A 22,989-nucleotide genomic window follows, 5' to 3' on the forward strand; every position below is an offset into this window, starting at 1 on the left:
TCAGGTGACGCGGCTGCGCGCGATATGGGCCGAGAGCGCGCGGAGCGAGGCGAAGATCCGCCCGTTGCGCTCGTCGTCCGAGCGCAGTTGGAAGCCATAGCGGCGCGACACGGCGAGCGCGATCTCCAGCGCATCGATGCTGTCGAGACCCAGCCCCTCACCGAAAAGCGGCGCCTCCGGGTCGATTTCCTCCGCCCCCACCTCGAGTTGGAGGGCCGACACGATCAACGCCGCCACTTCCGCTTCGAGCGGGGAAACCCCCGTCGGCACCACGCCAGTCCCGTCCACCCGTGTGATCTCCCCTGGCCTTCGCGGCCCTTTCCCGGCGTCGGAGCCGCCGGCTACGATGGCCCATGGCGCAAAGCCTTGAAACTCTGTGAAACCGGGCCTGGTGCCTGAGTGCAACCTAGATCAGGGTCACGTGCGTCACAACGCTTGCACGTCCGCACCGAGTCCTGACATCCGCGCGACCGCAGCGGGCCGGGACCCTTTCGCGGCCTTGCCGCTCGCGGTCACGTTCACCTGCGACGTGGAGCCCTCGCCCACCGATCCGACCGGACAACGCCACGGGGCGGTGACGCGGGCCCTGCTGGACCGGCTGGATGGCTGGGACGTCCGCGGCACCTTCTTCGTCCTCGGGGGCGTGGCGGAGGAGGACCCTGGCCTGGTCCGCGCCATCGCTGCGCGGGGGCACGAGGTGGCGTCCCACGGCCTCCGTCACCTGCCGCTGGGCGGCCTGGACGCCGCGGCGATCGCGCGGGAGGCGCGGCGGGCGCGGGAGGTGCTGGAGGACCTGACGGGCACCGCGGTGACGGGCTTCCGCGCGCCCTATTTCTCCCTGACCACGGACGCCGCGGCGGAAGCGGTGTCCGAGGCGGGCTACGCCTACTCCTCCTCCCTGCTGCCGGCGCGCGGCTTCCTGCACGGGGTCCCCGAGGCGCCCCGGCGGCCATTCGCCTGGGCCTGCGGCCTGCTGGAACTGCCGGCGCCCGTCGCGACGGTCTGGGGGGTCGCGGTGCCGCCGCTCGGGGGGATGTACCTGCGCTACCTCCCGCCCTTCGACCTGCGGGCGATGCTGCCTCGGCTGCAGGGGCCGCTCGCCTGGACCTACTGCCACCCCTACGACCTCGACGAGGCGGAGCCGCAGGGGCGGGCGCCGGGGGTAGGGTGGCTGTCCGCGGCCTTCCTGCGCGCAAACCGGCCCATCACCGCGCGGCGTCTGGCAGCGATCCACGCCACGCGCGTCTCCGTGCCGCTCGTCGAGCGGCTGGAGGAAGCGCGACGCCTCGCGGGTCTCGAAGGTCAGTCGAAGGGATCGGCGGAGGACGCGACCGTCGCGGTCGAGGTGTAGAAGGACCAGGCGAAGCCCGCGACGCCCGTAACGTTCCAGTCGCGCCGGTGCAGCGGCGAGTCCGCGTTGGCCGCGCCGGAAAAGTTTTCCACCCGCCCGCCGAGCACGACCGAGACGTCCCGCCCCACCGGCACGCGGTAGGAGAACTGCGCCCGCGCGCCGAGGTAGCCGCCCTTCGCGTCGTAGGCCGGGCGGGTCGGCAGGGCGAAGCGCGGCGCGACCTCGTAGAAATAGTCCTGGAAGCGCTCGGTCGCGAAGATCGGGCCGATGCCGACCCGGAAGCGGGCGCGCGGCCAGATCAGGCTGCGGTCCTCGAAGGCCAGTTCCGGGCTGAAGGTGAAGCCGCGGAACCGGACCTGCGTCAGGTCGGTCGAGAAGACCGCGCGCACCGGCAGTTCCAGGTTCACGCGGCGCGGGTGGTCCGGCTGGCGCCAAAGGGTGATCCGCAGCGCCGGCCCGACCTCGCCGAGCCAGTCCAGGTCCGGCATCCCGCGGCGCGCGGGGTTGTCGTCGGAGGAGGTCGCGACGGCGCCGGAGAAGGAGAGGTCGAGGCCGATGCGCTCGCCCCGCAGCAGGCGGCCGCGCACGCCCTGGTCGTCGGCGCGCAGGATGTCCCCGCGGTAGATGACGTAGGGCAGGGCGATGCCGCGGACCCGGTTGCGGTCGGCCGCGGGATAGTCGGGGAGGGAGCCGACGCCGCCGGCGATCCCCGCCTCGAAGACGGGAAGGCGGACTTCCCCGGCGGGCGTCTCCGGCGCGGCCGCCGCGGCGGGGAGGAAGGGCGCGACCTGCGCGGCTGCGGGTCCGGCCAGCAGCGCGACGAGGGCCGCGGCGACCGCGCCCCTCACGACGCGCGCTCCGCGACGAGGAGGACGTTCGGCAGCGGAGTCCCGCGCCAGCACGGGGTGACGCTCGTCGTGAAGCCGGCTTCCCGCAGCGCGGCTTCGAGGGCCGGGACGGGGACGGGCCGGTTCGCGGCCTCGTCGCCGCGGATGGCGCGGCCGGCCCGTTCCATCGCGTGGGCGAAGGCGCTGCGCCAGCCGCGGTCCGGATCGAAGGCGCGGATGAGGACGCGGCGGCGGGCGGCGCGGGCCACGCGGCGCAGCAGGTCGAACTGCGCCGCCTCCGGCATCTGGTAGAGGACGTCCACGAGCATGACGGTGTCCGCTTCCGGCAGTTCCGCCGTCGAAAGGTCGGCGGCGGCGAAGAGGGCGGGGAGGCCTCGCGAGGCCGCCTCGGCCTCCGCCACCTTGGCCGCATTCAGGTCGAAGCCCGTGACCTGCGCCGCGCCGCCTGCCAGCAGCAGGGCGAGGGCGAGCTGGCCGCGCCCGCAGCCGAGGTCCAGTACCTCCCCCAGCGCCCCGCGCGACCGCGCGAGGGATAGGATGGCCTCCGTCGCGGGGTCATGCCGGAGCTTTCCCCGGACGAAGCCGCGCGCCCAGCGGGAAGCGCCGGCGTAGCGCGCGGCGACGGCGTCGGCGAGCGCGGCGGGGGCGAGAGGGGCGGCCGCGGCGAGGCTGGCGGTCGGGGCGGACATGCGGGGCTCCAGGGGTGAGGGCGCCGTTATGTCCGGGGCGGGGTGCCCGGGGCAAACCGTCACCTGGTCCGTGCGTCGTCGGATGGCCGGTCAGGCTGGTGCGCGGGGGAGGCTGCGCCATATCGTCGGCCCAATGACCGACCCCGCCCGTCTCTACGAGGAGGACTGGTACGCCTGGACGCAGGACCAGGCGGCGCTGCTGCGCCGCTGGCCGGCGGAGCTGCGGCCCAACGCGCTGGACCTGGAGCACATCGCCGAGGAGATCGAGGATTTGGGGAAGGAGCTCCGCCGGCAGGTCGAAGGGCTGATGCGCCGCCTGATCGAGCATCTGCTGAAGCTGGAATTCTCCCCGGACGAGGACCCGCGGCGCCACGGGATGAAGGAGGTCGCGGCCTTCCGCGCCGATATCAGGGCCCGTTTTGGCCCGGATGATTCGCCGAGCCTCTACGCGCGTCGGGCCGATCTCTATGCGCGTCCCTGGAACGCCGCGCTCCGGCTCTATCGGAAGGACCTGGAGGTTGACGGACAGCCGATTCCGCCTGTCCTGCGCGGTGCCGATGACGCGCCCCGATACGACTTCGACATGTAGGTCCTGAACCCCGACTGGTACCCCGCCGCGCGGAGCGACCGCGCGGCCTGAGGCCGTATCAGGCCTGCTTCATCTCGATCAGGCTGCGCCGGATCTTCCGGCCGCGGCGGATGCGGTCCTCGATGAACCCCGCCTCGCCCCAGCGCACGGCGCGGCCCATGGCCTGCACGTCCTCGGTGAAGCGCGCCAGCATCTCCAGCAGCGCCTCGCGGTTGTTGAGGAAGATGTCGCGCCACATGTCCACGTCGGACGCCGCGATGCGCGTGAAGTCGCGGAAGCCGGAGGCCGCGAAGCGCAGCACCGCCTCCCGCGTCTCCTGCGCCAGGTCGTCCGCAGTACCAACGATCGAGAAGGCGATCATGTGCGGCAGGTGGGAGACGATGGCGACGATCTTGTCGTGCGTCGCGGGGTCCATCGTCTCGAGCGTCGAGCCCGCGCGGGTCCAGAGTTCGCGGACGCGTGCCACGGCTTCGGGATCGGTTCCCGGCAACGGCGTCAGGATGCACCAGCGACCCTGGAACAGCGTGGAGAAGCCGGCATCGGGCCCCGAATGCTCCGTGCCGGCCATGGGGTGCGCGGGGACGAGGTGGACGCCCGGCGGCACCAGCGGCGTCAGGTCGCGAACGACGCTGCCCTTGGTGGAGCCCGCATCCGTCAGCACGCAGCCCGGCGCGAGGCGCGGCGCGATCTTCGCCATGACCGCCGCATAGGCGCCGACGGGGACGCAGAGGATGACGCCGTCGCAGCCCTCCACCGCCTCGGCGGGGTCGGTCGTGGCGGTGTCGGCGATGCCTAGTTCGCGGACGCGGGCGACGGTCGCCTCGGACCGCGCGGTCGCGACGAGGTGGCCGGCGATGTCCCCCTCTCCCGGGCCACGCGGAGGATGGAGGAACCGATCAGGCCGGGACCGATGATGCAGAGGCGCCGGAACAGCGGCGCCGCGCCGGCCGCGGCGACAGGTGCCGCAGCGAGGGCCTGGCCATCAGGCATGCTGCGGCCGGTCGGCCAGGGCGTCGAGGACGGAGGTGCATTCCTCCGCCGTGCCGATGGTGATGCGCAGGCAGGAGGGCAGGCCGTAGGCCCCCATCGCCCGCACGATCAGCCCGCGGGACCGCAGGTGCACGTCGGCAGCCTGCGCCGCCTGAGGCGAGCCGAAATCGGCGAGGACGAAGTTGCCGTGGCTCGGCCAGGGCTTGATGCCCATCCCCGCCAGGCCATCGGACAGGCGGCGGCGCCATTCCGCGTTGTGCGCGACGTTCTTCGCGACCCAGCCCGGCTCCTCCAACGCGCCGATCCCGGCGGCCATCGCGGCGGCGTTCACGTTGAAGGGGCCGCGCACGCGGTTGAGCACGTCTGCGACGCCAGCCGGGGCATAGGCCCAGCCCAGCCTCATCCCGCCGAGGCCGTAGATCTTGGAGAATGTGCGGGTCATCACCGTGTTGGTACCCGAATCCACCAGCCCGACGCCGGGGTCGTAGCCCGGGTCGTCCACGTATTCGGCATAGGCGCTGTCCAGCACCAGCAGCACGTCGTCCCGCAGGCCCGCCCGAAGGCGGTTCACCTCGGACTGCGGCAGCAGGGCGCCGGTGGGGTTGTTGGGGTTCGCGAGGCAGAGGAGGCGCGTGCGCGGCCCGACGGCGGCCAGTAGGCCGTCCACGTCGGCGGCCAGGTCCTTCTCCGGCACCTTGATGACGCGGCAGCCGGCCCAGCGGCCCGTCAGGTCGTACATGAGGAAGCCGTGGGCGGACATGACGAGCTCCGTCCCCTCGCCGCCATAGGCGAGGATGAGGAGGGCCAGGATTTCGTCCGACCCGTTGCCGCAGACGATCCGGGCGGGGTCCAGGCCGTGGGCGCGGCCGATCGCCTCACGCAAGGCGGTCGCGCCGCCGTCGGGGTAGCGATGCGCGTCCTCTGCCATGCGGGAGATCGCGTCGATCGCGCGGGGCGGCGGGCCGAAGGCGCCCTCGTTCGAGGACAGCTTCACGATCCGGTTCACGCCCGGGACCTTCGACTCCCCGCCGACATAGGGCTCGACGGAGAGGATGGAGGGGCGGGGCATCACGGTCATGCGGTGGCTTCCGAGGAGCGGGCGCGGAACAGTGGGATGGGGCGGCGCCCGGCGCGGCGGGCGGTCTTCTCCGGCCCGATACCCCCGGCCGGGCCGCAGTCACCGGGGCGCGTCGGCAGGTCGGCGCGCCGGGGCGTGGATGCGGGTGGGCCGTCGGGCATGGGGCGCCGGGTGTAAAGCCGAAGCCCTTGGGCGCCAAGAAGCAGGCAGCCCGTCGCACCGATCCGTAGGCGGATCGACCGGCCGCTTCCTGTCATCCAAGCGTCATCTATTCGCAACACGGGCGTCGCCACCCCCGCCTAGAAGCGCGCCGCAACGCCAGGGAGTCCCACACGGTGAACCGACGCAACCTTCTTCTGTCCGCCCCTGCCCTCCTGACCCTGCCGGCCCTGATCAGCCGTCCCGCGATGGCGCAGGCGGTTCAGATCACGGGGGCCGGCGCGTCCTTCCCGAACCCGGTCTACCAGCGCTGGGGCGAGGGTGCCCGCGCGGCGGGGATCACGCTGAACTACCAGTCCGTCGGCTCGGGCGCCGGCGTGAACCAGATCCGCAACCGCACGGTCGACTTCGGCGCCTCCGACGCGCCGCTGTCGCAGCAGCAGCTGACCGAGGGGAACCTGATGCAGTTCCCGACGGTCATGGGCTCGGTCGTGCCGATCGTGAACATCCAGGGCGTCGAGAACGACCAGCTGAAGCTCACGGGTGAGCTGCTGGCCGACATCTACGCGGGACGGATCACCCGCTGGAACGACCCGAAGCTGGTCGAGCTCAACCGGGGCGTAACGCTGCCGAGCACGGCGATCGCGCCGGTCTACCGGGCCGACGCGTCGGGCACCTCCTTCGTCTTCACCTCCTACCTCTCCGCCGTGTCGCAGGCCTGGAAGGACGGCCCGGGCGCCGCGACGAGCGTCCGCTGGCCAGCCGGCACGGGCGCCCGCGGCAACGAGGGCGTGGCGGGCACGGTCCGCAACACCCGCGGCGCCATCGGCTACGTCGAGAACGCCTACGCCACCCAGAACCGACTCGTCACCACGCAGCTTCGCAACAAGGCGGGACAATTCGTCGCGCCGACGATGGAGAGCTTCCAGGCCGCTGCCACGAACGCGAACTGGAACGTCCCGGGCTTCGCCGCGAGCATCATCGACCAGCACGGCACGGCCTCCTGGCCGATCGTCTCGCCGACCTTCATCCTCGTGCCGACGAACCCGACCGAAGCGGTGAAGCTGACGAACGTGTTCCGCTTCTTCGACTGGGCCTACACGAACGGCGGGGACGCGGCGCGGCAGCTCGAGTACATTCCGCTGCCCGCGGAGGTGCACAATGCCGTCCGCGCGGCCTGGGCGCAGATCCGGGTGAACGGCCAGCCGGCCTGGCCGGCGCGCTGAGCGGAGGAGGCAGGCAGGCCCCGTGCACAGGTCGTCGTCGCCGAGGTCATCCCGGCCTCCCCCGCGTCCCACGACGCGGCGGGGTCCAGCGGCGGCGACGCCGCCTTCGCCCTGGCCTGCAAGGCCTCGGGCGTCTTCGTCCTCCTGCTGCTCGGCGCCATCATCATCGAGCTGTTCATGGGCGGCCTACCTGCTTTCCGCGCCTTCGGGTTGTCCTTCGTCACCTCGACCGAGTGGGACCCGGTGCAGGAGGTCTTCGGCGCCGGCGTCTCGATCTACGGCACGATCCTGACGGCGGTGCTGGCCCTGCTGATGGCCGTGCCGCTCGCCTTCGGTGTCGCCTTCTTCCTGACCGAACTCGCGCCGGAATGGATGCGCCGGCCCGTCGGCACGGCGATCGAGCTGCTGGCCGCGGTGCCTTCCATCATCTACGGCATGTGGGGCTTCTTCGTGATCGTGCCGGTCATGGCGCAGGTCGTGCAGCCCGCGATCATCGACAGCATCGGCGAACTGCCGGTTATCGGCGACCTGTTCCAGGGTCCGCCTTTCGGCACGGGCCTGCTCACCGCGGCCCTCATCCTCGCGATCATGGTGCTGCCCTTCATCGCCGCGACGATGCGCGACGTCTTCATGCAGGTTCCCGGCGTCTTCAAGGAAAGCGCCTACGGCCTCGGCGCCACGCGGTGGGAGGTGATGCGCAACGTCGTCCTGCCCTATACCCGCACCTCCGTCGTCGGCGGCATCATGCTGGGGCTCGGGCGCGCGCTCGGCGAGACGATGGCCGTGACCTTCGTCATCGGCAACGCGAACCGGATCGCCTCCTCCCTCTTCGGACCCGGCAACACCATCGCATCCCTCGTCGCGCTGGAGTTCGGGGAGAGTGCGGCGGGGAGCCTGAAGCTCTCCGCGCTGCTGGCGCTGGGCTTCATCCTCTTCGTCATCTCCTTCGTGGTGCTTGCCGTCTCGCGATGGCTGCTCCGCTCCAGGCTGAGGGTCTGACGGCATGTCCGCCACCACCGCGCCCACACTCGGGGGCCCTTCGAAGGAGGTGAGCGTTGCCTCCGCCCTCGGGCGGCGACGCAAGCGCACGGATGCGATCATCCGCTGGCTGTGCATCGCCGCGACGGTGCTCGGGCTGCTCTTCCTCGTCTCGATCCTCGCGACCCTGTTCTGGAAGGGCTTCTCGGGCCTCGGGCTGAACGTCTTCACCCAGGTGACGAAGCCGCCGGGATCGGGGGGCGGGCTGCTGAACCCGATCATCGGGAGCCTCATCCAGGTGAGCCTGGCCACGCTCGTCGGAACGCCGATCGGGCTTCTGGTCGGAACCTACCTCGCGGAGTACGCGGGGGAGTCGCGGCTCGGGAATGTCGTTCGCTTCGTGTCGGACATCCTGCTCTCCGCGCCCTCCATTCTCGTGGGGCTCTTCGTCTACCAGTTCCTCGTCCTGCCCTTCGGCGGGTTCTCGGGCTGGGCCGGGGTGGCGGCGCTCGCGATCATCGTCATCCCCGTCGTCGTGCGGACGACGGAGGACATGCTGCGCCTGATCCCCAATACGCTGCGGGAGGCCGTGATCGGCCTCGGCGCGCCGAAGTGGAAGATGATCGTGCTGGTCTGCTGGCGCGCTGCGATCTCGGGGATCATCACCGGCGTGCTGCTGGCTGTCGCCCGCGTGGCGGGGGAGACGGCGCCGCTTCTCTTCACCTCGCTCGGCAACCTCAACTGGTCGCTGAGCCTCTCGGCGCCGATGTCGTCGCTGCCCGTGACGATCTACTCTTACGCCGGAAGCCCTTATGAGGACTGGATCGTCCTCGCCTGGGCCGGCGCCCTCATCACCACCCTCGGCGTGCTGGGGCTGAACATCCTCGCGCGCTCCGTACTGCGCCAAAGGTCCTGAAGGGAATGAGCATGAGCGATACCGGGATGACCCGCGCCCCGGCCCAGACCCCGGCGCCCGTCCCGCCGCCTGCGGGCCTGGAAGCCGCGGCGGCCGGCCAGATCGCTGCCGGGGTGGCGGAGACGGCGAAGGCCTCCAACGCCTCCTTCGGCGGGATGACCGCCCGCTCCTCCGCGACGATCGCGCAGGCGCGGATCGCCATCCGCAACCTCGATTTCTACTACGGCGCGAACAAGGCCCTGAAGGGCATCGCCCTCGACATTCCGGACCGGCAGGTCACCGGCATGATCGGCCCGTCCGGCTGCGGGAAGTCCACGCTGCTCCGCGTGCTGAACCGCATGTACTCGCTCTACCCCGGCCAGCGCGCGGAGGGCGAAGCGATGATGGACGGGATGAACATCGTCAGCGACGACGTGGACCTGAACTCGCTACGTTCGAAGATCGGCATGGTCTTCCAAAAGCCCACGCCCTTCCCCATGACGATCTACGAGAACATCGCCTTCGGCATCCGCCTGCACGAGAAGTTGGGCAAGGCGCAGATGGACGAGCGGGTGGAATGGGCCCTGTCCCGCGCCGCCATCTGGGGCGAGGTGAAGGACCGGCTGAACACCTCGGCCATGGGGCTGTCCGGCGGCCAGCAGCAGCGTCTCTGCATCGCGCGGACCATCGCGGTGCGGCCGGACGTCATCCTGTTCGACGAGCCGACCTCCGCGCTCGACCCGATCAGCACCCTCAAGATCGAGGAACTGATCGACGAGCTGAAGCGCGACTTCACCATCGTCATCGTGACCCACAACATGCAGCAGGCCGCGCGCTGTGCCGATCAGGTCGCCTTCTTCTACCTCGGCGAGCTGATCGAGGTCGCGCCGGCCGCGCAGATGTTCACCGCGCCGAAGCACGCCCGGACGCAGGAATACATCACCGGCCGGTTCGGCTGAGCGGAGCGGAATCGATGCCCCAGGACCAGCCCCACCACATCTCCGCGGCCTACGACGCCGACCTGCGGCGGCTGCGGGAAATGATCGCCCGGATGGGCGGCCTGGCCGAGCGCCAGGTCGCCGATGCGGGCTACGCGCTCGCGCGCCGTGACCCCGATCTCGCGGGCGAGGTCGTGGGGCGCGACGGCCCGATCGATACGCTGGAGCGGGAGGTCGAAACCTTCTGCGTGCGCCTGCTGGCAACCCGCGCGCCCGTCGCGGTGGACCTGCGCTTCATCGTCGCCGCCCTGAAGGTGTCGCAGGACATCGAGCGGATCGGCGACTACGCGCGCAATGTCGCCAAGCGCGCCATCGTCGTGTCCCAGCAGACCTTCAACGGCGGGCTGAACGGCTTCCAGTGGATGTCGCAGCTGGTGCAGCGCAACCTGAAGGACGCGATCGATGCGCTGGTCCGCGACGACGCCGACCTCGCGGAACGGGTCTGGGCTGCCGACGCGCCGGTGGACGACCTCTACACCTCGATTTTCCGTGAAATGGTGACGCACATGATGGAGGATCCGCGGAACATCACCGCGGCGACCCACATGCTGTTCATCGCCAAGAACTTCGAGCGGATCGGGGACCACGCGACGAACATCGCCGAGACCGTCTACTACGCCGTGCGGGGCGACGTTCTGCCGGAGGATCGGCCGAAGGCCGACGTCTCGGCCGACCCGATGCCCGCGCGGGCCTGAACGATCCTTGAGCGGGAGGACGCCGATGCCCGACGGTTCATCCTTCGGTGGGGCGCGCCCCACCATCCTCGTCGTGGAGGATGAGGCGCCCCTGCTCACGCTCCTCCGCTACAACCTGGAGAAACAGGGCTTCCGGGTGGAGGAGGCGACGGACGGGCAGGAGGCGCTTCTCCGCGTGTCCGAGGCGAAGCCGGACCTCATCCTCCTCGACTGGATGCTGCCGGCCATGTCCGGGCTGGAGGTCTGCCGCCAGCTCCGCCGCCGCGCCGAGACCCGCGACCTGCCGATCATCATGGTGACCGCGCGGACGGAGGATGGCGACGCGGTGCGGGCGCTGGATACGGGCGCCGACGACCACATCGCCAAGCCCTTCGCGGTGGATGCGCTGATGGCCCGGATCCGCGCGCTGCTGCGCCGCTCCGGGGCGGCGGCGCCGAAGGGCGTGCTGGCTTGGCAGGACATCCAGATGGACCAGGATGCCCACAGGGTGATGCGCAACGGGCGCAAGTTGCACCTGGGACCGACGGAGTACCGGCTGCTGGAGTTCTTCCTCTCCCACCCCGGCCGCGTCTTCTCCCGCGAGCAGCTGCTGGACGCGGTCTGGGGGCGCGACATCCACGTGGAGCTGCGGACGGTGGACGTGCATATCCGCCGCCTCCGCAAGGCGGTGAACGGGGATGGCGAGGCCGACGTGATCCGCACGGTCCGCAGCGCGGGTTACGCGCTGGACCGGGAGGAGTAGCGGGCTACCCGCCGAGCGCCTCGGCGACGGTGACGACGGGCCCGATGCTGCGCAGGGCCGCCAGCGCCGCCTCGTGCGTCGTCCGGTCGAAGGCGGCGCAACCGTCCGCCAGCGTGGTCACCTCATAGTCGCGAGTATGGGCGTCGCGCGCGGTGCTGCTGACGCCACCGTTGGTGACGATCCCCGCGACGAGCAGGCGCCGGATGCCGGCGCGGCGAAGGACCCAGTCCAGGCGCGTCTGGTAGAAGGCGGAATAGGCGACCTTCTCGACCGAGAGGTCGGCCGGCGCGAGCTCCTCGACCAGCGCGTTGCCCCAGGAGCCTGGGGCGAAGTCGCCGCGGCGCAGGAAGGGGCGGAGCGTCTTCAGGTGCGGGGAGATGAAAGGCTCCCCGCCCTTGCCGGGAACCAGCGTGAAGTGGGTGGAGACGATCCAGGCGCCGTCCGCGCGCACCCGATCGGCCAAGGGCTTCAGGCGCGCCGGCAGGGCGGCGATGTCGGCCGACTTCTGGTTTCCGCGCGCATAGGCGCCGTCGGGGTGGATGAAGTCGTTCTGCAGGTCGCAGAGCAGGAGCGCCCGATCGCTCGAAGGTGCTTCGTTCATGCGGCCTCCAGGATCAGGTTGCCGAAGCGGTCCACGTGGCCGTGCTGGCCCGGTTCGACCAGGATGGTGGTGTCCGGTTGTTCCAGCACGGCGGGGCCGGGGATGACGGCGCCGACGGGCAAGGCGAGGCGGTCGTAGACCGTGGCGTCGTGCCATGCGCCGAAGCGGATGCGGCGGCTGCCGAGCCGGGCGCCGTCCACCGTGGCATCCGCGGCGGGCGCGAGGGAGAGGAGGTCCACTTGCGGCCGCTCCCCGATCGCGGCCGATCGCAGGTTCAGCACGCGCATGGCGGCGCCGGGCAGCGTGCGGCCATAGGCGGTGCGGTAGGTCGTCTCGAAGGCCGCGACGATGCCCTCCCGCGTCGGCGGCCCCTCCGGGAGCGGTACGGCGACGGTATGTGTCTGGCCGACATAGGACATGTCGAGCTCGTGCATCGCGCGCCGCCCCGTGAAGGCAACGCCCGCACGGTCCAGAAGGGCGAAGAGGTCGCGCGCGGCCGCCTCCATCTCCTGCCCGAGCGCGGCGACGTCCAGCACCTCCAGCGGCCGGTTCAGGGTACGCACGCGGTCGTGCCGCATGTCCGCCATGACGCATCCCAGCGCCGAGGTCACGCCGGGGTATCGCGGCACCAGCGCCCGGGCCAGGCCGACCTCCCGGATCAGCGCGCCCGCGTGCAGTGCGCCGCCACCACCGAAGGGCATGAGGGAGAAGCGCTTGGGGTCGTGCCCCCGCTCGATGGACACCAGCCGCAAGGCTCGGGCCATGTGGGCGTTGGCCACGCGGATGACGGCCTCCGCAGCCGCGACGGCGTCCAGCCCCAGCGGCTTGCCGACATGCTCCTCCAGCGCGCGCGCCGCCGCCTCCGCGTCGAGGCGCGCGAGTTTCCCGCCGATCGGCCGCTCCGCGTTGATGCGGCCCAGGACGACGTTGGCGTCGGTGACGGTCGGCCGCGTCCCGCCCGCGCCGTAGCAGACCGGGCCGGGGATGGACCCCGCGCTTTCCGGGCCGACCTGCAGGATGCCCGCCGCGTCCACGTGGGCGATGGAGCCGCCGCCAGCACCGATCGTCGTGATCTCGATCATCGGCGTGCGGATCACCGTGCCGAAGTCCAGCGTGCTCTGCGCCGCCAGCGCGGGCTGGCCGCCGGCGACGAGGGAGACGTCGAAGGAGGTGCCGCCGACATCCCCCGTGATGACGTCCGGGAAGCCCGCGGCGACTGCAATGCGGGAGGCCGCGATGACGCCGGCCGCGGGGCCGGAAAGCGCGGTGCGGACCGGCAGGGCGCGCGCCGTGTCCACCGACATGACGCCGCCGTTGGATTGAACAACCAGAAACTCGCCGCGGAAGCCGCCCCCCCGCAGCCGCTCGTCCAGGGCGCCGAGGTAGCCGCCGACGACCGGTTGCAGCACGGCGTTCAGCGCGGTGGTGGAGGTTCGCTCGAACTCCCGCAGCTCCATCAAGATCTGATGCGACGCGGCGACGTGCGGGTTGGGCCAGATCTCCCGCACGGCGTCCAGCGCCGCGATCTCGTGCACCGGGTTGGCGTAGGCGTGGAGGAAGACGATGCAGACGGCCTGCGCGCCGCGCGCCAGCAGGTCCCGCGCGGCTACACGCACCTGGTCCAGGTCGAGGGGCGTGTGGACGCTGCCATCGGCCAGCATCCGCTCCTCCACCTCGATCCGCATGTCACGCGGGATGACGGGGGTGAAGTTGCCCGTCAGGCCCCAGGTCTGGCGGCGGTCGCGGCGTCGCATCTCCAGCACGTCGCGGAAGCCGCGCGTCGTGATCAGCCCGGCTGGCGCACCCTTGCGTTCCAGAAGCGCATTGGTACCGACCGTCGTGCCGTGGACGATGGCGGAGATGCGCGGCAGTGGCGCGAGGCCGGCGATGCCGCCCGCGAAGCCGTCCGCCTCCCGCCCGCGCGTGGACGGAACCTTGCCGACCGTCGCTTGGCCAGTCGACTCGTCGAACAGGAACAGGTCAGTGAACGTCCCGCCGACGTCCACGCCGACGACCAGGCGATCGGTCACTTCGCGAATCCCATGCGGCGGTCGCGGTCGGCCAGGGTCGCGTCACGCCGCGACGGGTCGCCGCGCCCCCGCCGCCCGGCGTTTCCAGCCGCACGCGGTCCCCGCGGCGAAGCGCGACGCCCGTGACCTTCGATCCCAAGGGCGGTGCCTCCCACGTGCCGTCACGGCGATAGGAAGGGTGGTTCGGCGCGCCGTTGCCGCCGCCCAGCACGCCGCGCGGCGCGAAGCGCGCCCGCTCGGCAAAGATGAAGGCCTCGGCCTGCTCCTCCAGCACTTCGATCTCATAGATCGCGCCGAGGCCGCCGCGCTGCTCCCCCGCACCGCCGGATCCGTCCCGCAGCGCCCATTGGCGGTAGAGCACGGGATAGGCGGCCTCCATCACCTCGACCGGCGGGATGATGGCGGTCGCGATCGGCGGGTTGCCATGGGACAGCCCGTCGCCCTCCGGATTGCCGCCATGCCCGCCGCCGAAGAAGGAGAAGAGCACCCAGGGCCGCCCGTCGCGCCGCCGCCCGGCGATGGAGAGCGCGTTGATGGTGCCATAGGCATTCCCGCAAGCCGCGCCGGGCTGGACGCGGGCGAAGGCGCAGAACAGCACGTCGATGATGCGCAGGATGGTTTCGGTATAGCCGCCGGTGGGCTTGGGCCGGTCCGCATCCAGCAGCGACCCCTCGGGCACGATCACCTCGATCGGCTCCATGACGCCGGAATTGGCCGCGACCTCCGGAAAGAGGTGCTTCAGCGCGACGTAGACGCTGGCGACCGTCGTCGCGCGGGAAATGTTTACCGGCCCCGCACAGGCCGCCGCCGATCCCGTGAAGTCGATCGTCAGCCGCTCCCCCTGCTTGCGCACCGTCACCGCGATCCGCAGCGGCACGTCGGTGCGCCCGTCATTGTCGAGGAAGTCTTCTTCCTGCCACTCGCCGTCCGGCAGGGCCGCCAGCGCCGCGCGCATCTGTCGCGCGGCGCGGGATTGCAGTTCGGTCAGCGCGGCGCCGACCAGCGCGTCCCCTTGTTCATCCAGCAGCGCGTTCATCCGGGCGATGCCGAGTTCCAGCGCGGCCAACTGTGCCTGCAGGTCGCCGTTCGCCACGTCCGGCAGGCGCGACGCCGCGCGGATGATCTCCAGGATGTCCCGGTTCAGCACGCCGCGCGTCACCAGCCGCACCGGCGGGATCAGCACCGCTTCCTGGAAGTACTCCGTCGCCGAGGGGTTGTAGTTCCCCGGCACCGGCCCGCCGAGGTCGTGCCAGTGCCCCACGCTGCCAAGCCAGCAGAACACCCGCCCGTCCCGAACCAGCGGCGCGATCAGCCGCATGTCCGACAGGTGCGTGCCGCCGAGATAGGGATCGTTGAAGCAGAACACGTCGCCCGCCTCGGCGTCGGGGAAGCGCTCGATCACCGCGCGCGTCGCGAAGGCCATGACGCCGACGAAGATCGGCAGGCCCGACTTGCCCTGGATGAGCGTCGCGCCGGTCGCCGCGTCGTAGATGCCGTGGCAGGCGTCGTGCGCTTCGGCGATCGTCGGGTTGAAGGCGGCGCGGAAGAGCGTGGCGTCCATCTCGTCCGCGATTCCCTCCAGCCTTCCCTTCAGGACGGCGAGGGTCACGGGGTCCAAGGTCACCAGCTCCGCCACTCTGCCCCACTCCTCGTTACCCAGGCGTAGGGCCCCAGCGTCATGCCGCTGTCAATGCCGGGGCTTCGAGCGCGGCCAGAAGGACGGCGCTGTCGCTGCGGTCCAGCGCTTCGATCGCGTCCACGATCCGGCGCGCCCCCTTCGTCCCGAAGGTCGGGCCGGCAAGTTCGAAGAACTTTTCCGTGACCTCCTCCGGGCCGTAAGGGTCCTCGGTGTCGCCGCGGTTCGTCAGCGCCTCGGCTGAAAGCACGCGCCCATCCGCCAGCGTTACGCGCAGACGGGCCGGCCGCAGGCCCGGAAGCATCGCGGTCAGCGCCGCGTCCTCCCGCACCGTCACGCGCCGGGCCAGGTCCCCCACCGCCGGGTCACGCCGCGCATCGTCGCGGAAAGCGTCCAGCCCGGCCCCGCCATGCACGATCGACGTCGCGACCGCGAAGGGAAGGGAGAACTTCGCCGCCAGCATGTTCCGCGGCTCCGGGTGGTCCAGCTGCGCCGCCCAGACATAGGTATCCACCTCGACCGACCCGACGGAGGCAGGATCCAATCGCCCGCCGGCCTGCCGGGCGATGTCGGCCAACGCGTCCAGCGCGCCGTGCGTGTACCGGCAGGCCGCGTGGCGCTTGAAGTAGTTGCGCGCGATCTCCCAGCGGGCGCCCAACTCCGCCACCATCTCGGCTGGCCGGAAGTCGTCGGCGATGACGGTACCGAAGACCGTCCCGATCCCGTCGCGTTCCCCCACGAAGCCGGATCGCACGAGGTCCCAGGCGACCAGTCCCAACTGGTTCGACACGCCGGCATAGACGTTCCGGACGGTCCCGCCTTCCAGCATCGTGCGGCGGGAGGTCGTGAGGCCGAGGGAGGACGCGACGTTAATCGTCTCGATCACCTCCTCGTCGCGCGCCCCGCCCAGCCGCGCGACGGCCATCGCCGCGCCGGTCGTCCCCCAGGTGCCGTGCGGGTGCATGGTGACCCGCAGCTTGCTCGCGATCCCGATGCGGGATCCCATCTCGTAGCCCAGGGCAATCGCCAGCAGCAGGTCGCAGCCCGAAGCCCCCTCCCGCGCCGCTGCGACGAGGGCCGCGGGGACGACGTGGATGCCGGGGTGGCCGCGGGCGTACTGGTTGCCTTCGTCCAGTTCCAGCATCGTGCCCGCGGTGCCGTCCGCCAGCGCGGCGGCGTTCCCGGTCAGGCGGCGCCCGGAGCCGACGGCGGGGTAGGTCCCCGCGTCCAGCCGGGCGACGAAGGCACGCATCTCCGGCTCCCGGTGCCCGGCCGCGATGGCGCCGAGGCAGTCCAGCAGGACCAGCTTCGTCCGGGCCACGACGTCCCCCGGCAGGTCGCCGAAGCGGACCGAGGCCGCGAAGCGCCCCCATTCCGCCAGCCAGTCGGGCCGGCCTTCCCGCAGCAGCTCGGATGCGGGAACCACGCCAGGGGTCACGATCGTCATGGGGCTCCTCCGTCGGGCGATGATCGGCCGGTCCGGCGCGCGCGCCAACCCGCCCCCTTTGACAGACACCCGGCGGTTTGTTTCTTGCACGCGACGGCCAGCCCTGCCCCACCGTTCAACAACCCACGTCCCGGAGCGCACCCGCATGACCGAGTTCCGCTTCGCCCCCACGCGCCGCACCGCGCTGCTGGGCGCCGCCTCCCTCCTCGCCGCGCCAGCGGTCCGGGCGCAGGCCAGCACGATCAAGCTCGGCATCCTCCAGCCCGTCACCGGCGCGCTGGCGCAGGACGGCGAACTGGGACGCATGGGCGCGGAGTTCGCGATCAACGAGATCAATGCCGCCGGCGGCATCGGCGGCCGGCAGATCGAGATGGTCTTCGGGGACGCCCGCTCGAACCCCGAGGCCGGCGTCGCGGAAGTCGAGCGCATGGCGGCGGCCGGCGTGACGGCGATCGTCGGCGGCTTCGCCTCCCCCATCTGCCTCGCGACGACCCAGGCCGCGGCGCGCTACGACCTGCCCTACGTCGTGGACGTGGGCGTCGCCGACACCATCGTCACCCGCGGCCTACGCAATACCTTCCGCTTCGCGCCGGGCTTCGGCACGGTGATGCGGGTCGCGGTCGAGAACCTGGTGAAGCTCAACGACGCCGCGGGCAAGCCCGCGAAGACCGTCGTGCTGGTGCATGAGGACGGCCTTTTCGGCTCCGGCCTCGCGCGGCTTATGCAGAACGAACTGCCCAAGCACGGCTTCGAGATCCTGGAGACCATCGCCCACCCGACACCGGCGCGCGATATGTCCAACGTTGCGCTCCGCATCCGCAGCCTGAACCCGGACCTGCTGATCCCGTCGTCCTACTACGGGGAATTCGTGCTGCTCGCCCGCACCATGCGCCAGCAGCGCATCCGTCCGAAGGGCGTCTATGCCGTGCTGAACGGCGCGGCGTCCAACTTCCGCTTCGTGCGGGAATTCGCGGATGCCGCCGACCTCGTGATGGACTGCAACCACTGGCACGACCCGCGGAAGCCCCGCGCCGAGGAGCTGAAGCGCCAGGTGGAAGCGGGCGGCCGCTTCTGGGCCTACAACATCCCGCTGAATTACTCCTGCGTGAAGCTCGTCGCCGACGCCATCGGCCGTGCGGGCTCCGCCGAGCGCGGGCCGGTGCTGGAGGCGCTGGCCGCCTCGACCTTCTCGGACCACATCATGCCCTACGGCCCGACGAAGTTCGAGAACGGCCAGAACACCGGCGCGGGCCCCGTGAACACGCAGGTGCAGGGCGGCGACATCAAGGTGATCTTCCCGTCCGAATTCGCGAACGCCCAGCCGGTCTTCCCGGCGCGCGGATAAGCCGGGGTTGTACTCCCCCGCCATCGTCGCGGAGGCCGTCCTCAACGGGCTGATGACGGGGGCGGTCTACGCCCTCATCGCGCTCGGCCTGACGCTCGTCTACGGCGTGCTGCACATCATCAACTTCGCGCATGGCGCGTTGCTGACAGTGTGCATGTACGCGGTCTGGGCCCTCGTCACCGCCTTCGGGTTGAACCCCTACGTCGCGCTGATCCCGATGGTGCCCGCGGCCTTCGTCGCGGGCTACCTTCTGCAGCGTCTGGTGATCGGCACGGCCAGCCGCGGGGACGACAACGCCATCCTCCTCGTCACGCTGGGCCTGTCCATCGTGCTGGAGAACGCGCTCCTCGCCCTCTTCCGCTCGGATCCCCGCTCCATCCCCGGCGATGCGGCCTTCGAGGTGTTGGAGCTCGGGCCGCTGCTGCTGTCCCAGGCGAAGCTGGTCGGCATGGGCGTCGCGGTCGCCGTCGCGGTCATCCTGTGGTTGGTGCTGACCCACACCGACATCGGCCGCGCCATCCGCGCCGTCGCGAAGGAACGGCTGGGTGCGTCCCTCGTTGGGATCAACGTGGCGCAGGTCTATGCGGTGACCTTCGGGATCGGCCTCGCCTGCCTCGCGGTCACGGCCTGCCTGCTGATGCCGCAACTCACGGTGCAGCCGCAGTTCGGGCGGGCCTACGTCCTCGTCGCCTTCACCATCGTCGTCCTGGGCGGCATGGGGTCCATCCCCGGCGCGCTGCTGGGCGGGCTGCTGATCGGCGCCATCGAGGCGCTGTGCGGCCTCTTCCTCGGCGAATCGCTCGGGCAGATCGGGATCTTCGTTCTTTTCATCCTCGTGCTGCTGTTGCGGCCGCAGGGGCTGTTCGGGGCCAGGGCGTGAGGAAGGGCGCGTGAACCCGCGCGACCTGATCCCCGTCGCCGCCGTCCTCGCGGCGGCCGCGACGCTGCCGCTGTTCGTGACCGCGAACACGGTGCTGAACTTCGCCGTCTTCACGCTGATCGTCGCGCTGGCCGCACAGGGCTGGAACATCCTGGCAGGCTTCGGGGGGCAGTTCTCCTTCGGCCACGCCGCCTTCTTCGGGACAGGGGCCTATGCCACCTCGCTCCTCCAGGCCCGCTTCGGGGTGAATGCCTGGGCGGCCTTCGCGGCGGGCATCGCGCTCGGCGCGACCGTCGGGCGGGTTATTGGGACGCTGTCCTTCCGCGCCGGCCTGCGGGGGTCCTACTTCGCCCTCGTCACCCTCGCCTTCGCCGAGGTGTTTCGGATCCTCGCCAACGCCTGGGACTTCACCGGGGGCGCGGCGGGAATCCTCACCCGCCTCGACGCCCGCCCCGCCAACATGCAGTTCGCGGACCGCGGCTCCTTCTACTGGCTGGCGCTGGCCTTCGTCGGCGGCGCGCTGCTGCTGACCGCCTGGATCAACGCCTCCCGCTTCGGCGCTCGCCTCGTGGCGTTGCGGGAGAACGAGGACGCGGCCCGGGCGCTCGGCGTGGACACGCTGGCGACGAAACTGCACGCCATCACCCTCTCCGCGGGCGTGACGGCGGCCGCCGGCGGCCTCTACGCCCAGTACTTTCTCTTCCTCGACGCCAACATCGCCTACGGCACCTGGATCAGCGTGGAGGCGCTGCTGGCCCCGATCATCGGCGGCCTCGGCACGGTCTGGGGACCGGTGATCGGCGCCGTCGCGCTGCACTCCCTCGGCGAAGCCGCGAAGCTGGGCGCGGGTGCCATTCCCGGGATCGACCTCGTCCTCTTCGGCGTCCTCCTCATCCTCGCCGTCGCTTTCGCCCCGCGCGGGCTGATCGGCCTGCTCCGCGGCCTGGGGCTTCGCCGGTGACTCCATTGCTGGACGTCCACGGTGCCACCGTCCGCTTCGGCGGCCTCGTGGCGGTGGACGATGCCTCGCTCACCGTGCCGGAGGGCAGCATCACCGGCCTCATCGGCCCGAACGGCGCGGGGAAGACCACGCTCTTCACCGTCATCTCCGGCTTCCGGAAGCCCGATGCGGGCCAGGTCACCTATGACGGCGCCGACATCACCGCCGTCCCGACCCACCGGCGGGCCGAGATCGGCATCGCCCGCACCTTCCAGATCGTGCAGCCCTTCGCCGGCCTGACGGTGCGGGAGAACATCGCCGTCGGCGCCCACCTGCGCGAACCCCGCCGCAACGCCGCCCTCGCCGCGGCGGAAGCGGTTGCGGAGCGTGTCGGCCTCGCCCCCATGCTGGACCGCCCCGCCGCGGGACTGACCGTCGCGGGGCGCAAGCGCCTGGAACTCGCCCGCGCGCTGGCCACCCGCCCGCGCCTGCTGCTGCTGGACGAGGTCCTGGCCGGCCTGAACCCGTCGGAGATCCGCGACATCGTCCCGGTGATCCAGGGCATCCGCGCAGACGGCGTGACGATCCTGATGATCGAGCATGTGTTGCAGGCCGTGATGAGCCTCTGCGGCCACGTCCACGTCCTGTCGCAGGGCCGGATGATTGCCGAGGGCACGCCGGCCGAGGTCGTGGCCAACCCTGCGGTCGTCGAAGCCTATCTCGGCCACGGCGCCGCCGCCCGCCTCCAGGACCAGACCCATGCTTGAGGTCCGGGGCCTCAAGGCCGGCTACGGCCTCACGGAAGTCCTCCGCGGCCTCGACCTGACGGTCGGCGCGGGGGAGATCGTGGCGGTGCTCGGCGCCAACGGCGTGGGCAAGACGACGCTGAACAAGGTTCTGTCCGCCGTCCTCCGCCCCACCGCCGGCACCATCGCCTTCGCCGGTGCGCCGCTGCCGGCGAGCCCCGCCGCCGTCGTGGCAGCCGGCCTGATCCACGTGCCCGAGGGGCGAAAGATCTTCCCCGACATGACGGTCGCGGAGAACCTCATCCTCGGCTCCTATCGCCGCGCCAAGGCCAACCGCGCCCGCAACCTGGACCGCGTCTATGCGACCTTCCCGCGCTTGCGCGAACGCATCGCCCAGCGCGCGGGTACGCTGTCCGGCGGGGAACAGCAGATGCTCGCCATCGGCCGCGGCCTGATGGCCGAGCCGCGTCTGCTGATCCTGGACGAACCCTCCCTCGGCCTCTCTCCGCTTCTTGTGGAGGAGATGTTCGCCCTCATCCGCCGCCTGAACACGGACGGCCTGTCCGTCCTGCTGGTGGAGCAGAACGTCGTGCAGTCGCTCGAGATCGCCTCCCGCGCGACGGTGCTGGAGAACGGCGCCGCCGCGCTCTCCGGCACCGCGGCCGACCTGCGGGAGAACGCCGACCTCCGCCGCGCCTATCTCGGCATGTGACGATGCGCGTCCTGCCGCCACGGCCCGGCTACGAGGCCTCCTTCCCCGTCGTGATCGTCGGCGCCGGCGCCGCCGGCCTGATCGCCTCCCTCACGGTACGGGAAGCCGGGCTGGACCCGCTGGTGCTGGAACGCGACGCGCTCCCCCGCGGCTCCACCGCCCTTTCCGCCGGCCTGGTCCCCGCGGCGGGCACGCGCTGGCAGCGGGACGACGGCATCGCCGACGACCCTGGCCGCTTCGCCGAGGACGTGATGCGCAAGGCGGAGGGGATGCCCGACCCCGCCCTCGTCCGCCTCGTCACCGCGACCACCGGCCCGACGTTGGAATGGCTGGCGGACCGGCACGGCCTGCCTTTCTCCGTCATCACGGACTTCCTCTACCCCGGCCATTCCGCGCACCGCATGCACGGCCTGCCGTCCCGCAGCGGCGCGGAACTGATGGACCGCCTGCGCGCGGCCGCCGAGGCCGCGGAGGTCACGATCCTGACCGAAGCCCACGTCACCGCGCTCCACGCCGACGACGCCCGCCGCATCACCGGCGTTGCGATCACCCGCCCCGACGGGACCGAGGACAGCGTGGGCTGCGACGCCCTCATCCTCGCCTGCAACGGCTATGGCGGGAACAAGGACCTCGTTGCCCGCCACATCCCCGAACTCGCCGGCGCGCTTTACTTCGGCCACCCCGGCAACCAGGGCGACGCGATCCTATGGGGGGAGGCGCTGGGCGCGGCCACGCGCGATCTCCCGGGCCACCAGGGCCACGGTTCCGTCGCGCACCCCGCCGGCATCCTCATCACCTGGGCCACCGTCGCCGAGGGCGGGTTCCAGGTGAACCTGCAAGGCGCGCGCTTCCACGACGAATCCCACGGCTATTCCGAAGCCGCCGCCGCCGTCCTGCGCCAGCCGGAAGCGACGGCCTGGACGATCTTCGACGACCGCATCGCCCGCATCTGCCGGCAGTTCGAAGATTTCCGGAACGCCGAGGAGGCCGGCGCCATCCTGACCGCGCCCGACCCGGACGCGCTGGCCACCGCGACCCGCCTGCCGCCCCACGCCCTGCGCACCACGCTGGACGACGTCGCCGCGTTGAAGACGGCCGGTGCCACCGACCGCCTCGGCCGACTCTTCGCGGGCAGCCCCCTCTCGCGCCGCCCTACCGCGCGGTCCGCGTCACCGGCGCGCTGTTCCACACCCAGGGCGGGCTGGTGGTGGACGGGCAGGCCCGCGTTCTCGGCGCCGACGGTGTCCCCCTCCCTAACCTGTATGCCGCGGGCGGCGCGGCCTGCGGTGTCTCCGGCCCGCATGCCTCGGGCTACCTCTCCGGCAACGGCCTCCTCACCGCGGTTGCGCTCGGCCGGGTCGCGGGCCAGGCGGCCGCCCGCACCCTGGGCTGACGCGGACCGCTGAAGCCGAAG

Annotated in this window: 22 protein-coding genes and 2 pseudogenes; 15 read left to right on the top strand and 9 right to left on the bottom strand. The window is 71.5% G+C overall.

The features are described from left to right. Window positions 1-288 (bottom strand): phosphopantetheine-binding protein, encoded by a 288-nt coding sequence (locus ACE7GA_RS08290; protein ID WP_376098262.1) that lies wholly within the window; start codon window positions 286-288, stop codon window positions 1-3. 211 nt (window positions 289-499) lie between these two features. Here ACE7GA_RS08290 and ACE7GA_RS08295 point away from each other — a divergent pair, with 211 nt between their 5' ends. Continuing rightward, window positions 500-1,351 (top strand): polysaccharide deacetylase family protein, encoded by an 852-nt coding sequence (locus ACE7GA_RS08295; RefSeq protein WP_376098265.1) that lies wholly within the window; start codon window positions 500-502, stop codon window positions 1,349-1,351. Here ACE7GA_RS08295 and ACE7GA_RS08300 read toward each other — a convergent pair. Together ACE7GA_RS08300 and ACE7GA_RS08305 are read right to left on the bottom strand one after the other, a co-directional pair. Then, the gene (locus ACE7GA_RS08300; RefSeq protein ID WP_376098268.1) at window positions 1,303-2,199 is read right to left on the bottom strand and encodes a MipA/OmpV family protein; all 897 of its coding nucleotides are present in this window, start codon (window positions 2,197-2,199) and stop codon (window positions 1,303-1,305) included. The genes ACE7GA_RS08295 and ACE7GA_RS08300 overlap by 49 nt on opposite strands. Then, the gene (locus ACE7GA_RS08305) at window positions 2,196-2,888 is read right to left on the bottom strand and encodes a methyltransferase domain-containing protein (protein ID WP_376098271.1); all 693 of its coding nucleotides are present in this window, start codon (window positions 2,886-2,888) and stop codon (window positions 2,196-2,198) included. The genes ACE7GA_RS08300 and ACE7GA_RS08305 overlap by 4 nt, the downstream gene beginning before the upstream one ends. 133 nt (window positions 2,889-3,021) lie before the next feature. Between ACE7GA_RS08305 and ACE7GA_RS08310 the strand changes: the two genes are divergently transcribed. Then, complete coding sequence (locus ACE7GA_RS08310; RefSeq protein WP_376098274.1) at window positions 3,022-3,477, top strand: DUF29 domain-containing protein; 456 nt, start codon at window positions 3,022-3,024, stop codon at window positions 3,475-3,477. 58 nt (window positions 3,478-3,535) lie between these two features. On the opposite strand, the pseudogene ACE7GA_RS08315 reads toward ACE7GA_RS08310, so the two are convergent. Further along, a pseudogene (locus ACE7GA_RS08315) lies at window positions 3,536-4,467 on the bottom strand (prephenate/arogenate dehydrogenase family protein). Beyond that, window positions 4,460-5,545 carry a histidinol-phosphate transaminase gene (gene hisC / locus ACE7GA_RS08320; RefSeq protein WP_376098276.1) on the bottom strand — a complete coding sequence of 362 codons (1,086 nt, stop codon included), beginning with the start codon at window positions 5,543-5,545 and terminating at the stop codon, window positions 4,460-4,462. Before hisC ends, ACE7GA_RS08315 begins: the two are co-directional and overlap by 8 nt. A 335-nt stretch (window positions 5,546-5,880) precedes the next feature. Here hisC and pstS point away from each other — a divergent pair, with 335 nt between their 5' ends. From pstS to phoB, 6 genes are all read left to right on the top strand, one after another. Next, window positions 5,881-6,930, top strand: coding sequence for a phosphate ABC transporter substrate-binding protein PstS (gene pstS / locus ACE7GA_RS08325; RefSeq protein ID WP_376098279.1), 1,050 nt, complete (start codon window positions 5,881-5,883; stop codon window positions 6,928-6,930). A 48-nt stretch (window positions 6,931-6,978) separates the two neighbouring features. Further along, window positions 6,979-7,929 (top strand): phosphate ABC transporter permease subunit PstC, encoded by a 951-nt coding sequence (gene pstC, locus ACE7GA_RS08330; protein ID WP_376100167.1) that lies wholly within the window; start codon window positions 6,979-6,981, stop codon window positions 7,927-7,929. Between the two features lie 4 nt (window positions 7,930-7,933). Beyond that, complete coding sequence (gene pstA / locus ACE7GA_RS08335; protein WP_376098282.1) at window positions 7,934-8,824, top strand: phosphate ABC transporter permease PstA; 891 nt, start codon at window positions 7,934-7,936, stop codon at window positions 8,822-8,824. A 155-nt stretch (window positions 8,825-8,979) separates the two neighbouring features. Further along, window positions 8,980-9,762 carry a phosphate ABC transporter ATP-binding protein PstB gene (gene pstB / locus ACE7GA_RS08340; protein WP_376100169.1) on the top strand — a complete coding sequence of 261 codons (783 nt, stop codon included), beginning with the start codon at window positions 8,980-8,982 and terminating at the stop codon, window positions 9,760-9,762. Between the two features lie 14 nt (window positions 9,763-9,776). Further along, window positions 9,777-10,496: a phosphate signaling complex protein PhoU gene (gene phoU, locus ACE7GA_RS08345; RefSeq protein WP_376098285.1), complete on the top strand. Its 720-nt coding sequence runs from the start codon at window positions 9,777-9,779 to the stop codon at window positions 10,494-10,496. A 25-nt stretch (window positions 10,497-10,521) separates the two neighbouring features. Then, complete coding sequence (gene phoB / locus ACE7GA_RS08350) at window positions 10,522-11,238, top strand: phosphate regulon transcriptional regulator PhoB (RefSeq protein WP_376098288.1); 717 nt, start codon at window positions 10,522-10,524, stop codon at window positions 11,236-11,238. A 4-nt stretch (window positions 11,239-11,242) separates the two neighbouring features. On the opposite strand, the gene ACE7GA_RS08355 is transcribed toward phoB, so the two are convergent. From ACE7GA_RS08355 to ACE7GA_RS08370, 4 genes are read right to left on the bottom strand one after another with little or no spacing between them, the layout of a single operon-like run. Further along, window positions 11,243-11,839, bottom strand: coding sequence for a cysteine hydrolase family protein (locus tag ACE7GA_RS08355; protein WP_376098291.1), 597 nt, complete (start codon window positions 11,837-11,839; stop codon window positions 11,243-11,245). Continuing rightward, window positions 11,836-13,869, bottom strand: coding sequence for a hydantoinase/oxoprolinase family protein (locus tag ACE7GA_RS08360; protein WP_376098294.1), 2,034 nt, complete (start codon window positions 13,867-13,869; stop codon window positions 11,836-11,838). Before ACE7GA_RS08360 ends, ACE7GA_RS08355 begins: the two co-directional genes overlap by 4 nt. Further along, window positions 13,820-15,493 (bottom strand): hydantoinase B/oxoprolinase family protein, encoded by a 1,674-nt coding sequence (locus ACE7GA_RS08365; RefSeq protein WP_376098297.1) that lies wholly within the window; start codon window positions 15,491-15,493, stop codon window positions 13,820-13,822. The genes ACE7GA_RS08360 and ACE7GA_RS08365 overlap by 50 nt, the downstream gene beginning before the upstream one ends. Before the next feature lie 52 nt (window positions 15,494-15,545). Next, a complete protein-coding gene (locus tag ACE7GA_RS08370; RefSeq protein ID WP_376098300.1) occupies window positions 15,546-16,952 on the bottom strand; it encodes an MmgE/PrpD family protein in 1,407 nt (468 codons plus the stop codon). 145 nt (window positions 16,953-17,097) lie between these two features. On the opposite strand from ACE7GA_RS08370, the gene ACE7GA_RS08375 reads away from it, so the two are divergent. From ACE7GA_RS08375 to ACE7GA_RS08405, 7 genes and pseudogenes are all read left to right on the top strand, one after another. Then, window positions 17,098-18,297, top strand: coding sequence for an ABC transporter substrate-binding protein (locus ACE7GA_RS08375; protein ID WP_376098303.1), 1,200 nt, complete (start codon window positions 17,098-17,100; stop codon window positions 18,295-18,297). Between the two features lie 7 nt (window positions 18,298-18,304). After that, window positions 18,305-19,177 (top strand): branched-chain amino acid ABC transporter permease, encoded by an 873-nt coding sequence (locus tag ACE7GA_RS08380; RefSeq protein ID WP_376098306.1) that lies wholly within the window; start codon window positions 18,305-18,307, stop codon window positions 19,175-19,177. Window positions 19,178-19,187: 10 nt separating this feature from the next. Beyond that, window positions 19,188-20,138: a branched-chain amino acid ABC transporter permease gene (locus ACE7GA_RS08385; RefSeq protein ID WP_376098309.1), complete on the top strand. Its 951-nt coding sequence runs from the start codon at window positions 19,188-19,190 to the stop codon at window positions 20,136-20,138. Continuing rightward, the gene (locus ACE7GA_RS08390; protein WP_376098312.1) at window positions 20,135-20,884 is read left to right on the top strand and encodes an ABC transporter ATP-binding protein; all 750 of its coding nucleotides are present in this window, start codon (window positions 20,135-20,137) and stop codon (window positions 20,882-20,884) included. The genes ACE7GA_RS08385 and ACE7GA_RS08390 overlap by 4 nt, the downstream gene beginning before the upstream one ends. Continuing rightward, a complete protein-coding gene (locus ACE7GA_RS08395) occupies window positions 20,877-21,575 on the top strand; it encodes an ABC transporter ATP-binding protein (RefSeq protein ID WP_376098315.1) in 699 nt (232 codons plus the stop codon). Before ACE7GA_RS08390 ends, ACE7GA_RS08395 begins: the two co-directional genes overlap by 8 nt. 2 nt (window positions 21,576-21,577) lie before the next feature. Then, a pseudogene (locus ACE7GA_RS08400) lies at window positions 21,578-22,594 on the top strand (FAD-dependent oxidoreductase); the annotation flags it as partial. Between the two features lie 161 nt (window positions 22,595-22,755). Further along, window positions 22,756-22,968 carry an FAD-binding protein gene (locus ACE7GA_RS08405; protein ID WP_376100171.1) on the top strand — a complete coding sequence of 71 codons (213 nt, stop codon included), beginning with the start codon at window positions 22,756-22,758 and terminating at the stop codon, window positions 22,966-22,968. Window positions 22,969-22,989: the final 21 nt, after the last annotated feature.

This window comes from Roseomonas sp. CCTCC AB2023176 (assembly GCF_042259275.1).
Taxonomy (GTDB): domain Bacteria; phylum Pseudomonadota; class Alphaproteobacteria; order Acetobacterales; family Acetobacteraceae; genus Roseomonas.